The following is a 14,878-nucleotide window of genomic DNA, read 5'->3' as shown; positions in this document are numbered from 1 at the left end:
TACATTGCTCTCGGCTACACCCAGCTCGCGAGCCGCAGCCGCACGCATCGCGTAGGCATCCTGCTCCCCTTGCTGCCCCGTACAGGCATTGGCATTCCCGCTATTCACCACTACCGCCTGCAATCGGCCATCTACCAAGCTCTCGCGGGTTACCTTCAGCGGTGCAGCCTGGAACACATTGGTGGTATACACCGCAGCAGCTGTCGCCTCTACCTCGCAACGGATTGCGCCAATATCGTTGCGATCCGTATTTTTCAGTCCGCAGTGCAATCCCCCGGCTGTAAAGCCACGCGGAGTTACGATGTTGCCCCCGTTTACTACTGTAAATTCTACTTTACTCATAATTATGTGCCCTCGTTCGCAACATGTGGGATGAGTGACAGTTGCGCTTGCGCTCCCAATTCTGCCTGCTGTCGTTCCCCGCAGCCTGTTGCGGTTACTTGCTACTTACGGATATACCGGTATGAAGCCCAGCCCGAGGTTCTCCTCCCATCCCATCATTAAATTTAAATTCTGAATCGCCTGTCCGGCAGCACCCTTCACCACATTATCAATGACAGAAATAATCGTAAGGCGCCCGGTTCGGGCATCTGCTGCAAAACCGATATCACAATAATTGGATCCAAATACTTCCTTCGTTGCTGGCCATACACCTTCCCCACGTACACGGACAAAAGGATGGTCTTTATAATAGTCTCGGTATAATCCGATAAGATCCTGATCCGTGTGCTCACCTTTCAGCGTGACATAGATTGTACTCATAATCCCCCGGGTCATAGGCACAAGCTGTGTCGTAAACGTGATCGTAACCTCCTCGCCCGCAATATCGCCCAGAACCTGTTCGATTTCAGGGATATGCTGGTGCTTATTCACCTTATATGCCTTAAAGTTCTCGTTCATTTCTGCATAATGCGAAACAAGACTTGTTCCCCGCCCAGAGCCGGATACCCCGGATTTGGCATCCACAATCAGCGTTCGATGGTCGATCCAATCTGCCTTCAGAGCTGGGATAATTCCCAGCAATGTGGCCGTTGGATAGCAGCCCGGATTAGAAATAAAAGAAACACCCGTAAGCTTTTCTGCATACACCTCGCTGAGTCCGTATACCGCTTGCTTGAGATATTCCGGTGAAGCCGCAGGCTTTTTATACCATGCTTCATACGTTTCTCCGCTCCGGAGCCTGAAATCCCCGGACAGATCAATGACCTTTAGTCCGGCATCAAGCAACTGCGGTACCAGTTGCGTACTAACGCCCGATGGCGTAGCTGTGAAAACCAGATCGGCCTTGGCAGCAATTTCGTGGACATCGACACCGTCCAAATCCTGCACCACAATATCCGTCAGATGTGGAAACCCATCACTGATCGGGACACCCGCGCTGGACGAGGATATAACAGATACGATCTCTACCTGCGGATGATGAATCAAAAAACGAATGAGCTCCACCCCGCCATATCCGGTGGAACCAACAATTGCCACTTTAAACTTGCTGCTCACAGACCTTCCTCCATTCCGTTCCTATGAAATATGTATTATTATACGACTCTATTCATATAAATACAACACACAATGTAATGTTATTCTCAAATCTTAAAATAAATGCTCCTGCCTATTCTTTTGGGAGACAAGCTATACAAGCTATACACACGCAAATAAAAAAAAGAGACAGGCCTCCTATTGAAGCAATACACCGTTTGCATAAAAGAAGAGGGCTATCCTTGTGCAATAAGATTGTCTCATGTATTGGTAATCATTTGGTTTAGCCATTTCCTGCACTTTAACATAACAAAAAACCCTCGTCTTATAAGACGGGGGTTCCGGCAGGTTATCCTTTTTTAGCTTTCCTTTTTAAAACCTTCTCCCAGCACTTCACGCGTGTTACTAATGATCACAAAAGCCTCCGGATCTACCAAGCGAACGAGCGTTTTGAGACGAGTTACCTCGTTTTGCCCGACCACAACCATAAGTACAGGACGTTCCTCGTTCGTGTAGCCCCCACGTCCTGCCAGCTCTGTCAATCCCCGATCCAGATCCTGCAAAATAGCCTGTGTGATCGTTTCCTTCTGATTGGATATGATGTAGGCGACTTTGGAATAGCTTAACCCCATTTCCACAGCATCAATAACCTTGCCTGTTACAAACAGGCCAATCAATGCATACAATGCACGCTCCGGTGACAGGGTAAAGCCAGCCAATGTAATTACCGTGCCATCCATCAGCATGACACAAAGAGAAAGGCTAAAGCCCGTATATTTATGAATAATTTGCGCCAAAATAGCCAGTCCGCCCGTTGAGCCTCTGCCCCTAAATACGGTACCCAATCCCAAGCCCACTCCGATCCCGCCATACAGCGAAGCCAGCAGCGGGTTCGTTGTCGGAACCGCCCAATCCTTGGTCACATACACGAATAAGGGCAGCATAATACTCCCCAGCAGAGAGCGTAGCCCGTACTTTTTTCCTAACAGCAGCACTCCCGCTATGAATAGGGGAATATTCATACCCCACTGCGTATAAGCTGGTTCCAGGCCAAACAGGTCCTCGCCCAAGATAGACAAGCCTGATACCCCACCGGATGCAATCCGGTTTGGAAGCAGGAACATATTGAAGGTCAATGCTGTAATGAAGGAGCCGAGTATAATCAGCAAAATATCCGTTACATTACGTACCGGTCCGCTGGCAGCAATCCAAGGCTTGCGGCGTCTTTGGCGAGCCACGGGAGAATTCAATTGAGACATTGTTCATGTTCTCCTTTAATTAAAAATACCGTATACACAAAAATTCCTACAGTCCGCAGGCATCCGTTCTGCGGTTCTGTAGGAAAAACGTACTGGCTTTATTCTGCGTCCAGCTTAATTTGACTGCGCAAGTAACCGTCGATGAACGGATCGAGATCGCCATCCATGACAGCCCCTACGTTGCCCGTTTCTACGCTGGTACGATGATCCTTGACCATGCTGTATGGATGGAATACGTAGGAGCGAATTTGGCTGCCCCAAGCAATATCAGACTGCTCTCCACGGATTTCGTCCAATTGTTGCTGTTGTTCTTCGATCTTGCGCTCGTAAAGCTTGGAACGAAGCATCGTCATCGCACGCTCACGGTTCTTGATCTGGGAACGTTCATTTTGACAAGTCACGACAATACCGGTAGGCAAATGCGTAATCCGAACAGCTGAGTCGGTCGTATTAATATGCTGACCCCCCGCGCCGCTGGCCCGGTACGTATCAATTTTAAGATCTTCCGTGCGGATCTCAATATCCACATCATCTGCAATTTCCGGTACCACATCACAGGATACAAACGATGTATGCCGACGGCCGGAGGAGTCAAATGGAGAGATGCGAACAAGCCGATGCACGCCTTTCTCCGCTTTGAGATAACCGTAGGCATTATAGCCTTTGATCAACAGGGTTACACTTTTGATCCCCGCTTCATCCCCTGCCAGATAATCCAGGGTCTCCACCTTAAAGCCCCGTTTTTCTGCCCAGCGTGTATACATGCGCAGCAGCATTTGGCCCCAGTCCTGGGACTCGGTACCACCAGCCCCCGGGTGCAGCTCCAGAATCGCATTAAGCTTGTCATATGGCTGATTTAAAAGCAATTGCAGTTCAAACTCCTGCAATTTGCTCAGCAGGGATTTGACACTATTTTCAATTTCTCCAGCCAGTGTTTCATCGCCTTCCTCATCAGCCAGTTCAACCATCATACCTGCATCTTCATATTCCTGACGAAGCTGTTCATAGCTGTCCACAGAAGACTTGACTGCATTCATTTCGGCAATTACACCTTGGGCCTTTTCGTTATCATCCCAAAAATCAGGCGCAGCCATCTTTTCCTCAAAGTTTGCGATCATTTCCTGTTTGAGATTTAAGTCAAAGAGACCCCCTAAGGTTTGTTAGTTTCTTGCCTATTTCTCGTAAATCATGTTTTACACTTGGATCAATCATGATGTATTCTCCTTTAATATAGGGTTAGGGGAAATAAAAGCGTTGTGAGTTACGGCTGGGTGAAGAGACGCTACGCGAATGATTTGATCTTACGATCGCTGTTGCAGCGAGATGCCCTGATTGAAATAACACATTCAAAGGTGGGCATCTCACTGCAAAGGCGAACGCTAGCGCTTCTCCAGATTCAAATCCTCCGCTTCGCTACCGACCGCGTAAAGTCAAACCGCTTTTAAATAACTGGCTCTGGTCAAGTGAGCCTAGTCCAAGAGCTAAATTAACTGACAAACAAGCAGGGACCTGCTTATTTGTCATAATTATAGAAACAGGGACAACTCAATCTTTTCAAGAAAAGATTATTCAACCTGACCTTCCTACAGAAGGGCATGGCTGAAGCATCAGTTTAGCCCCCTGTATGGCACAAAATGGCCGACGGTCAGTGATTGAACTGCCGCCTGCCATTATATGCATTGCAGGGAATGGTGTATCTATATCTATCCCTTCATTCAATTCATTATCTTCTGCGTGGACGCGCAGGGGCGGATTTCTTTTTAGGTGCAGCGGGTTCGCCACTTGTCGAAATTTTGTCTTCATCAACGACAGCCTGACGCTCTTGGTTGGATTCAATTTGTGCTTTCATGATGTATGTCGCTACTTCCTCTTGGATGCTGGCGATCATAGCATGGAACATTTCGAAGCCTTCAAATTGGTATTCACGCAACGGATCAGTACCACCGTAAGCACGCAAGTGGATACCTTGGCGCAATTGATCCATAGCATCAATATGATCCATCCATTTGCTATCAACTGCACGCAGTACGATAACTTTCTCGAACTCGCGTACCATATCTTCGCCAATCATTTCTTCACGTCTGTGGTATCTGTCGGTAACTTTCTCGAAGATCATTTCTACCATCTCTTCTCTTTCCTTGCCCCACAGATCGTCACGAGTAAGTGCATTTTCCTCAAGCAGGTTGTTATTCATATACTCTGCTACTTCTTCAAGTTCCCAGTTTTCAGGAATGTCATCACCGCAATGGGCTTCCACCACACGCTCGATGACAGGCTTGATCATATCAAACACAATTTCCTTAATGTTCTCCGATTCCAGCACTTCACGGCGCTGTTTGTAAATAATAGCACGCTGCTGGTTCATTACATCATCGTACTGGAGAACGATTTTACGCTGATCAAAGTTGTTGCCTTCGACGCGTTTTTGCGCTGATTCGATAGCACGTGTAATCATGCGGCTCTCAATTGGTTGATCTTCTTCAAAGCCCAAACGCTCCATCATATTCAGTACGTTATCCGCACCAAAACGCTTCATTAATTCATCGCCGAGCGACAAATAAAATTGTGTGGACCCTGGATCACCCTGACGTCCTGCACGTCCGCGAAGCTGATTATCAATACGACGGGATTCATGACGCTCTGTACCGATGATATGCAATCCACCGAGCTCTGACACGCCTTCGCCCAATACGATGTCAGTACCACGTCCTGCCATGTTGGTAGCGATAGTAACCGCACCCGCTTGACCTGCATGGGAAATAATCTCAGCTTCCTCAGCGTGATACTTGGCGTTAAGCACCTTATGACGAACGCCTTTGCGTTTCAGCATCTCAGAAAGCAGCTCCGAGTTTTCGATAGAAATCGTACCTACCAATACCGGCTGATTCTTTTTGTTACGCTCCAGAATTTCATCCACTACTGCATGGAATTTACCCTTTACGCTCTTATATACAACGTCAGGCATATCTACACGCTGATTGGGCCGGTTTGTTGGAATTTGGAGCACTTCCAGACCGTAGATTTTTTTAAATTCTTCTTCTTCTGTTTTCGCTGTACCCGTCATACCCGCCAATTTGCGGTACATACGGAAGTAGTTTTGGAAGGTAATCGTTGCCAGCGTCATGCTTTCATTTTGTACAATGATGTTTTCCTTCGCTTCAATGGCCTGATGCAAACCATCACTGTAGCGACGTCCAGCCATCAGACGGCCTGTGAACTCATCGACAATCAGGACTTCACCGTCAACTACAACGTAATCCACATCCAGACGCATAATAGCGTTGGCCTTCAATGCCTGTACAATGTGATGATTGATCGTCACACTTTCCTGATCGTACAGATTTTCCAGTCCGAAGAAATTTTCAGCCTTGGATACGCCATTTTCGGTCAAAGCAACCGACTTCACCTTGATATCCAGCGTGTAATCTTCTTCGACATTCAGGCTCTTCACAAAACGGTCAGCCGCAAAATACAGCTCTGTCGATTTTTGAGCTTGTCCTGAAATAATCAACGGTGTACGCGCCTCATCGACGAGAATGGAATCCACTTCATCAATAATACAGAAGTACAATGGCCGCTGTACCATCTGCTCTTTGTAAAGCACCATATTATCGCGCAGATAATCGAAGCCGAACTCGTTGTTCGTACCATATGTGATATCACAAGCATAAGCTTCCTGCTTGGCGGCATGATCCATATTCGCCAAATTCAGCCCCACAGACATCCCCAGGAAGTTATAGATTTGTCCCATTTCTCCGCTGTCACGCTGTGCCAAATAGTCATTGACCGTAACCACGTGCACGCCTTTGCCCAACAGTGCATTCAAATAAACCGGCAGCGTACCTACGAGTGTTTTACCTTCCCCGGTTTTCATTTCGGCAATCTTGCCTTCATGCAGCGCAATACCGCCAAGCATCTGAACGTCATAATGACGTTTGCCCAGCACCCGCTTCGACGCTTCACGAACGGTTGCAAAAGCTTCCGGTAGAACTTCTTCAGCCGTAGCACCTTGTTCAATCCGCTCTTTAAACTCCGCCGTCTTCGCTTTCAGCTCCTCATCCGAGAGCTTCTCAAAATCCGGCTCTATTTTATTGATCAGTTCAACCGTCTTCATTAAACGTTTGACGTCACGTTCATTTGTATCACCAAAAATTTTCTTAACAATTCCTAGCATGGTTTACCCCTTTCGCGCAAAACAATTAATAGAATCAATTTCACAATAAGAAAGGGTCCATGATGAAATTGATTCCCGATATGTTTGACAGGCCCGGCTATACCAGCCCATCGTGCGATGTTCTTTGCATAAATTGTAACAGTTTGTAGGACATGCCGCAACATAAGCAGTCTCTGGAATTACATCCGGTTAAAGATACCAAAGCAATTGACGCATGAAATACCATATAAAAGAGCCCTACCCCGCCAGATTCGCAAGGATAAGGCTCGTCGTTATTATCATTTTCGCTAATATCCATAAAATATCCATAAAACATGCCTTCACTGAAAACGAACTATTCATTTTAAAACGATAAGTTACTACTCTACAAATTATTCCCGTTCGATCAGACCGTACTTGCCGTCGTTGCGTTTGTAGACTACGCTAACTTCTTCGTTATCAATATTGGCAAATACGAAGAAATTATGTCCAACCATGTTCATTTGAAGAATAGCTTCTTCTACATCCATAGGTTTCAATAAGAAACGCTTGGTGCGAACGACTTCCAGCTCATCCAATTCTGCATCCTCATCCTCAGCTACAACCACGCCGCCTGCCGGATCTTCCACAAAAAGAGTCTTCAAACTGCCTTTCTGACGGAATTTTCGGTTTAACTTGGTTTTGTTCTTGCGGATTTGCCGCTCAAGCTTGTCTACCACGGCATCAATGGACGCATACATGTCATCGCTTTCGTCTTCGGCACGGAGTACAAGCCCCGGCAAAGGAATGGTTACTTCTACAGTGTGCAAATCTCTGGTTGTGCTTAACGTTACACTTCCGTCAGACGTCGGGGGTGCATCGAAATACTTTTCAAGTCTGCTGAATTTCTTATCAACGTAGTCCTTCAAAGCGTCGGTAACCTCGATCTGTTGACCTCGTACTGTTAAGTTCATAGGGCACGCCTCCTTTGCTCCTTCAGTATAACACATATGTTAACGCCAAGTAAAAAAAACGCCCAACATTTCGAAGCTATTTTACAAAACTCATCATTTTTCGATAAAACGCTTCAGATAACGTCATTCTTTGAAAAAGGTCATGTTTAAAATTCGCTTGCATACATATTTGAATAATGAGCGCATATATAAAAATTTGCTCCGCCAGCATCGTGACCGACAACTATCTGTCCTTCTTGCCTCAGCTACTTATTTAAAAAAAGGAGGGATGTCTTTTTCACTCTGAATCAGGTATAGGAGAATGGGATGTATGCAAGGGCCTGGTTACAATGCAGGCAATTTATACGAAAGGATTATTACATCCAGCTTAGCTGGCTCTTCCCAAGCGATGATTTCCCTAATATTTGGGTTCGGGAGAGATGGAAAGTAGGAAGCTAATCCATGGCTTTTATTCAGCGCTACGTAACGAACCAGACGGGGGCTGTCACCTTTATCGGGAATACACTTGGACTGGCACGTTCCAATTCGGTAGGAGTGCCGGGAACAACAACCAGCATTGGTGCTTTCATCACAACCAATACAGCTTCCCGCTTCGGCACGTATCCATTAGGCACTACATCTGCAATTACAAGTAACTCATCAACAGCTTTCCTTGTGCTTCCCGCGGGTAGTACGGTGCTGTATGCAGAGCTTATTTGGGGAGGAAGTTATGCCAACGGCAGCACCAATGTATTGTCCAGCGCCAGCAACCCGGTCACATTCCAGACACCCGCTTTATCTACTACAGTCAGTCCTGATTCTGCAACATCGGTCAACGTAACCAGTCTCGGTACTTATGTAAGAACGGCGAATGTGACAAATCTGGTCATTCAAGGCGGCGCAGGAGCATACACGGTTGGAAATGTGACGGGCACCATCACCGTTCCCGATTCCACCAACACCAACCATGCCGGCTGGACGCTGGCTGTAGTGTACAACAACCCGTCTCTGCCCTTCCGCAATCTGTCGCTGCGCGTGGGCGGCGAAGGAGTCAGTAGCGCTACAGGATCGGTCAACGTAGTCGTGAGCGGCTTTGCTACGCCCGTACAGGGGACTTTACGCGGCAGAGCGCTGATTAGCGCGCAGGAAGGCGACGTCGACATCACTGGAGATCGTGCGTTGTTCGGACCTACTACATCCAGTTTGACTGCGTTGTCTGGGCCCAACAACTTTTCAACTAATTTTTTCGCTTCCCAAATTAACGGAGATGACGGCACACTGGTCACGACGGGAACATTTGGCACAACCAATGCCGTGAACGGGACACCTGGAACACAGGTCACAGGCGGACGGCAAGGCTGGGACATTACCAACGTCGATATTTCCTCCACACTACTCAACAGCCAAACCACAGGTGTCCTCCAACTGACAACCAATGGCGATATTTACACCGTCAATGCCAACGCGATTCAAATTGATATCAATGCTCCGCTGGTGACCCTGACTAAAACGGCCAGTTCTACAGGTTTGGTCATTGGCGATACAGTGACCTATACCATTAATATTTCGAATACAGGACTAGTCAGCGCCTCCGACACCGTGCTTACCGACATCATACCTGCAGGGGCCACCTTTGTATCCGGAAGCGTCATTGTCGCGGGCACAGCCCAGCCAACAGCCAATCCTGCCACCGGAATTACAGTGGGCAGCGTGGCTCCTGCTTCCACGGTGACTGCTACCTTCCGTGCAACGGTCACTTCATTGCCGGCAGACGCTCAACTGAGCAATCAAGCATCGGCGTCCTTTTCCTTCCAGACTGTGCCAGGCGGTCCTGTCATTTCCGGTAATGTTCCGTCCAATACTGCGAGTACGCCGATCTATCAACCCGTCATCAGGATTGTTAAAAGTGCCAATACAACGGCCGCTACGGTCGGGGACACCATTACGTACACATTCCAGATATCGAACACAGGCAGCATTGCTGCAAATCTTAGCTTTACAGAGAGTATTCCAGCCGGATCAACCTTTATCCCAGGCAGCGTGACCATTGGCGGCTCTTCCGTCCCTGCTGCCAATCCTGCTACAGGCTTCTTGGTAGGAACCATCAATACCAATGCTACAATACCAGTCACTTTCCAGACCCTTGTCAATTCCGTTCCAGCTTCTGGTAATCTAGCCGATCAGGCAACCTACACGTATACCTTTACACCTCCTGACGGACGTGTATTAAACGGAAACGGTACGTCCAACACGCTCACCATTCCCGTATCCTCGCCGAATGTGACCGTGACCAAAGCCTCTTCACTGTCGGCGGCAGCCGTTGGAGAAACCGTTCAGTTCACTGTAACCGCTACGAACAATGGAATCGAGAATGTAACCAATGTAGTAGTCACTGACCCCCTGCCCAGCGGAGTTGCCTTCGTACCTGGCAGTGTCACTGTGAACGGAACAGCAGCTACAACAGCTACGCCTATAAACGGAATTCCGGTTGGCACTCTGGCTCCAGGCGCATCAGTTACGGTTGTATTTCGGGCCGCCATCAACGCTTTGCCGTCTCCTGCACAGATTAATAACCGGGCAACCGTCAGTTTCACATCCGGCGCCTTTACCGGATCATCCTTGTCCAATCTTGTAACCATCCCTGTCATGCTTGCGGCTCCAACTATCACCAAAAGCGCCAGCTCCAATCGTGCCAGCGTAGGCGGAACGGTCACTTATTCTTTTCTGATCGCCAATACCGGAACAGCCGTCTTAAACACAACCTTGACCGAAACCGTACCCACTGGCTCCACTTTTATTCCTGGGAGTGTCATTGTCGGAGGGTCCTCTGTTCCAGGTGCAAATCCCAACACGGGGATTTCGGTGGGCACCATCAATCCCGGAGCACAGATCACTGTCTCGTTCCGTGTGACCGTTGATTCCCTTCCACCTGGGGGTGGATTAAACGATCAGGGACTGCTCCAATATACGTATCAGCTGCAAGACGGGAGAACTCTTTCCGGCTCACTTCTATCCAATATTGTTTCCGTGTCCATTTCTCTGCCTAGCGTGTCGGTAACCAAATCTGCCAGTTTTACATCCGTTAGTGTAGGTGAAACGCTGACCTACAGCGTGACCGCTGTCAACAACGGGATTGATCCGATCACCAATACCGTCATTACCGATCCGCTCCCCGGCGGCGTGTCCTTTGTACCAGGTAGCGTGACCTTGGGCGGTTCGCCTGTGAGCGCTGCCGATCCTAGAAGCGGCATTTCTGTTGGCACCATCGGGTCAGGCGCATCTGTACAGGTGTCCTACGCTGTACTGGTCAATGTCGTACCGTCCGTACAACCGCTGCAAAACACAGCCAGCGTCAGCTTCACTAGCGGTACTTTTACCGGAACATCCCAGACAAATACCGTCTCTGTACCGGTTTACCAGCCTCGCATCCGCGTAGGCAAATCCGCGAATACAACAGCAGCTACGATAGGCGACACGATTCTGTACACATTGCTGGTCACAAATAGTGGTAACTATAATGCCTCTGTGACGCTGACTGATGCTATTCCTGCCGGATCAACATTTTTGGAGAACAGCGTGGTTATCAATGGCGTCAGTCAGCCTGGAGCCAGCCCTGCAACGGGTGTTTTCATCGGCACCGTATCGCCGCAGAGTCCTATTACACTGACGTTTCAAACCGCAGTAGCTTCACTTCCAACGCCGCCCCAACTGACTGATCAGGCTACCGCCGCGATTTCCTTTACCTTGCCAGATGGACGGGTACGAACAGATAGTGCGTCGTCCAATGTATTATCCATTCCTGTGTCTGCGCCAAATGTGTCCATATCCAAGACGGCTAACCGTTCTACCGCTATTCCAGGTGATTCGGTGCTGTATACTCTCACGGTCCTCAACAATGGAACCCAGACGGTGAACAATGTGGTCGTTTCCGACCCTATCCCGTCTGGCTCCCAATTTACTGTGGGCAGCGTGACGCTTAACGGCTCAGTCGTGACCAGCGGAGATCCATCAATAGGTATCCCGATTGGAAGCATTGCCGCAGGAGGGGGGGTTACGATCACTTTCAGGGTGACGGTATCCTCTCCTTTGCCGAGTCCGCCGCAACTCACCAACCAAGCGCGTGCCAGCTTCACCAGCGGTTCATTTTCAGGCGTATCTGTATCTAATCCGGTAACGGTAAACGTCAATGCCCCCGTGCTGGCTATAAGTAAAACTGCTGATCCCATACGGGCAACGGTTGGCGATATCGTAACGTATTCCGTGGCGGTGACCAACAGCGGTAACATAGCCGCTGCTGCCACATTGACAGACAATATCCCCACAGGCTCGGCACTGGTACCGAACAGTGTGGTCGTTAACGGTGCTCCTGTTCCGGGCGCCAGTCCCGCAACAGGTCTGTCTATTGGCTCCATTGCACCCGGAGCCGTAGTCCAAACAACTTTTCAGGTGGTGATTACTTCCGTGCCTTTACCTCCCCAACTCACCGACCAGGCGAATATCAGCTTTTCCTTTCAACCGCCGGATGGCCGGATTGTTAACGGCAATGTTTCGTCCAATATTGTTACAATTCCTGTATCGTCACCGAATGTGCAGGTTACCAAAAGTGCTTCAGCCACTGACGCGGTTCCTGGTGATACGCTAACCTACACCATTACAGCTACCAATAGCGGCATCGAAACCGTGACAGATGTTCGCGTAACCGATACGATTCCTGCTGGTTCAACCTTTATTTCTGGCTCGGTTATCGTAAATGGAACAACGCTGCCATCAGCCAGTCCCCTGACAGGAATTCCAGTCGGCTCGATCGCTGCGGGTGCGTTAACAACCGTTACTTTTTCCGTATCGGTCAACAGCCTGCCCCAGCCGCCTCAACTGAGCGATCAGGCCTCCGTTTCTTTTACCAACGGCACACTGAATTTCACATCACTCTCCAACACGGTTGTCGTTCCCGTTTTCCAGCCTATTATCAGCCTTGTCAAAACCGCCAATACAAGCCAAGCAACTGTAGGCGATACAGTGGTCTATACACTGACTGCCCAAAATACAGGGAATTTAGCGGCGAATGCTACCTTTACCGATGCTATTCCAGCGGGTTCTTCCTTTGTTCCTAACAGTGTCACCGTAAACGGTCTGCCTGTTGCTGGAGCCACACCCCAAGCAGGGGTGCCAGTTGGAAGCATTGCTGCGGGTGCCTCTGTCTCTCTCACTTTTCAGGTCGTTATTAATGCGGTCCCAGTCGGCTTAGGCCTGTTAAATCAAGGCTCTGCCACTTTCACCTTCCAGCCGCCGGACGGTCGAACCTTGAACGGAAGTGTTCAATCGAATCCGGTTTTCATACCTGTATCCAATCCTAATGTCGCCGTGACCAAAACGGTCAACCAAACCGCCGTCGCCTTCGGAGATACCATTACGTATACGATCACCGCAGTGAACAACGACATTACACCCGTGACAGGAACCGTCTTTATTGATCCGATTGCTGACGGCACTACCTTTGTAGCTAACTCCGTACAAGTAAACGGTGTCACTATACCAGGAGCCAACATCGCCACAGGCGTTGCCGTAGGCTCTATCCCTGCTGCCAGCTCGGTAACAGTCACCTTTCAGGCCACGGTAACATCCTTACCGGCATCAGGTTTGTCCACAGATCAAGCGACCGTTTCCTTTAATTCAGGGGCTTTCGCGGGGCAATCCATCTCTAACCAGGTCAGCCTGCCTGTATTGCAGCCGATTTTGAATGTGACCAACACCATCAGCGCAGATCGCGCAACCGTAGGAAATACGCTTGGTTTTGTCATCACGGTAACCAATACCGGCAACACGCCTGCACAAACGGTCGTGCTTGATCTGCTGTCCAGCTCACTCAGCCTGAATCAAAATAGTGTTCTGGTCAACGGGGCGCCCATTCCCGGAGCGGACCCCCTTACAGGAATTAATATCGGTTCCGTTGCACCAGGTACTACGGTAACTGTCACGTTCAGCGCCGTAGTCATATCTGTACCGCCTGGCTCCATACTGACCAACCAGGCAAATGTGAACTATACGTTCCAGCTGCCGGACGGACGAACGTTAACCGGCAGCGGATCAGCCCTGCCTGTATCCATTCCGATCTCTTCGCCCAACGTAACCGTTACAAAGGCGTCTGATGTGGCCGACGCCGTCGTGGGCGATTCTGTTCCTTATGTCATTACCGCCTTCAATAACGGACTTGATCCCGTTACTAACGTCATCGTTACCGATACCATTCCTTTCGGAACCGCTTTTGTACCGGGTAGCGTTACAATCAATGGCACGCCTGTTGCTTCAGCCAACCCGCAAAACGGCATTCCTGTCGGGACACTCGGTGCCGGTGGCGGTGCGACAATTCGCTTTTTGCTTAACGTACAATCCCTGCCGTCACCAGCATCCATTACCAATGAAGCCACCGTCAACTTCACTTCAGGAGCCTTTAATGGATTTTCTGTGTCCAGTCCCGTTACCATTCCTGTATATCAACCGATCGTTACCGTAGCTAAAAGCGCAGGAACGGGAAGAGCTACGGTTGGAGATACAGTCACCTATACGTTTACGGTTACTAACGCTGGAAACATTGGGGCAGATACCATCCTTAGCGATCCAATTCCAACCGGGGCTACCTTTATTCCCAACAGTGTAGTGATCAATGGTACTGCCGCGCCTGGTTCAGACCCAACCGCCGGGATTCCATTAGGTATCATAGGTGCTGCTACGACCGTCGCTCTCACCTTCCAGATCCTTATTACCTCATTGCCCGCATCAGGTACACTGGTTAATCAGGCGACTACCGCTTTCAGCTACCAACCGCCGGATGGCCGCGTGCTGACGGGAAGCGCAGTCTCTCCAACTGTCACCGTCTTCGTCTCTTCGCCGGAGGTCGACGTTACCAAAACAGCCTCCGCTACCGATGCCGTCGTCGGAGATACCATAACGTATACCGTGATTGCTACCAATAACGGAATCAGCCAAGTGGTTAATGCCGTCGTATCTGATCCGCTACCACCTGGTACCAGCTTTGTTCCCGGTAGTGTAACAGTGAATGG

At 49.2% G+C, this 14,878-nt stretch carries 7 protein-coding genes; 1 reads left to right on the top strand and 6 read right to left on the bottom strand.

What is annotated here, in order from left to right:
• From L693_RS0107655 to hpf, 6 genes are all read right to left on the bottom strand, one after another.
• A partial coding sequence (locus L693_RS0107655; RefSeq protein WP_025716763.1) for a bifunctional ornithine acetyltransferase/N-acetylglutamate synthase occupies positions 1–342 on the bottom strand: 342 nt, incomplete at its 3' end.
• A 105-nt stretch (positions 343–447) separates the two neighbouring features.
• Positions 448–1,497: an N-acetyl-gamma-glutamyl-phosphate reductase gene (gene argC, locus L693_RS0107650; RefSeq protein ID WP_025716762.1), complete on the bottom strand. Its 1,050-nt coding sequence runs from the start codon at positions 1,495–1,497 to the stop codon at positions 448–450.
• A gap of 338 nt (positions 1,498–1,835) precedes the next feature.
• On the bottom strand, positions 1,836–2,735 hold the full coding sequence (locus L693_RS0107645; RefSeq protein WP_025716761.1) for a YitT family protein: 900 nt from the start codon (positions 2,733–2,735) through the stop codon (positions 1,836–1,838).
• A gap of 98 nt (positions 2,736–2,833) precedes the next feature.
• Positions 2,834–3,947 (bottom strand): peptide chain release factor 2 gene (gene prfB / locus L693_RS0107640; protein ID WP_155983781.1). Its coding sequence is split into 2 segments (ribosomal slippage): positions 2,834–3,874 and positions 3,876–3,947, totalling 1,113 coding nucleotides; the frame shifts between segments, so codons are not numbered across the junction.
• Between the two features lie 511 nt (positions 3,948–4,458).
• Positions 4,459–6,909, bottom strand: a complete 2,451-nt coding sequence (secA, locus tag L693_RS0107635; protein WP_025716759.1) for a preprotein translocase subunit SecA — start codon at positions 6,907–6,909, stop codon at positions 4,459–4,461.
• A 371-nt stretch (positions 6,910–7,280) separates the two neighbouring features.
• The gene (hpf, locus tag L693_RS0107630) at positions 7,281–7,841 is read right to left on the bottom strand and encodes a ribosome hibernation-promoting factor, HPF/YfiA family (protein ID WP_025716758.1); all 561 of its coding nucleotides are present in this window, start codon (positions 7,839–7,841) and stop codon (positions 7,281–7,283) included.
• 441 nt (positions 7,842–8,282) lie between these two features.
• Between hpf and L693_RS0107615 the strand changes: the two genes are divergently transcribed.
• Positions 8,283–14,878 (top strand): DUF7507 domain-containing protein (locus L693_RS0107615; RefSeq protein ID WP_025716757.1); only part of this gene is annotated, 6,596 nt, incomplete at its 3' end.

Source organism: Paenibacillus sp. 1-18 (genome assembly GCF_000520755.1).
In the GTDB taxonomy this organism is placed as follows: domain Bacteria; phylum Bacillota; class Bacilli; order Paenibacillales; family Paenibacillaceae; genus Paenibacillus; species Paenibacillus brasilensis.
Note: the sequence above shows the minus strand (reverse complement) of the source record. Positions and strands in the feature narration are given on the sequence as shown.

Excerpts from the sequence above, each read along its gene's own strand:
- hpf (WP_025716758.1), bottom strand. The coding sequence starts at position 7,841 with ATGAACTTAACAGTACGAGGTCAACAGATCGAGGTTACCGACGCTTTG.
- L693_RS0107645 (WP_025716761.1), bottom strand. The coding sequence starts at position 2,735 with ATGTCTCAATTGAATTCTCCCGTGGCTCGCCAAAGACGCCGCAAGCCT.
- secA (WP_025716759.1), bottom strand. The coding sequence starts at position 6,909 with ATGCTAGGAATTGTTAAGAAAATTTTTGGTGATACAAATGAACGTGAC.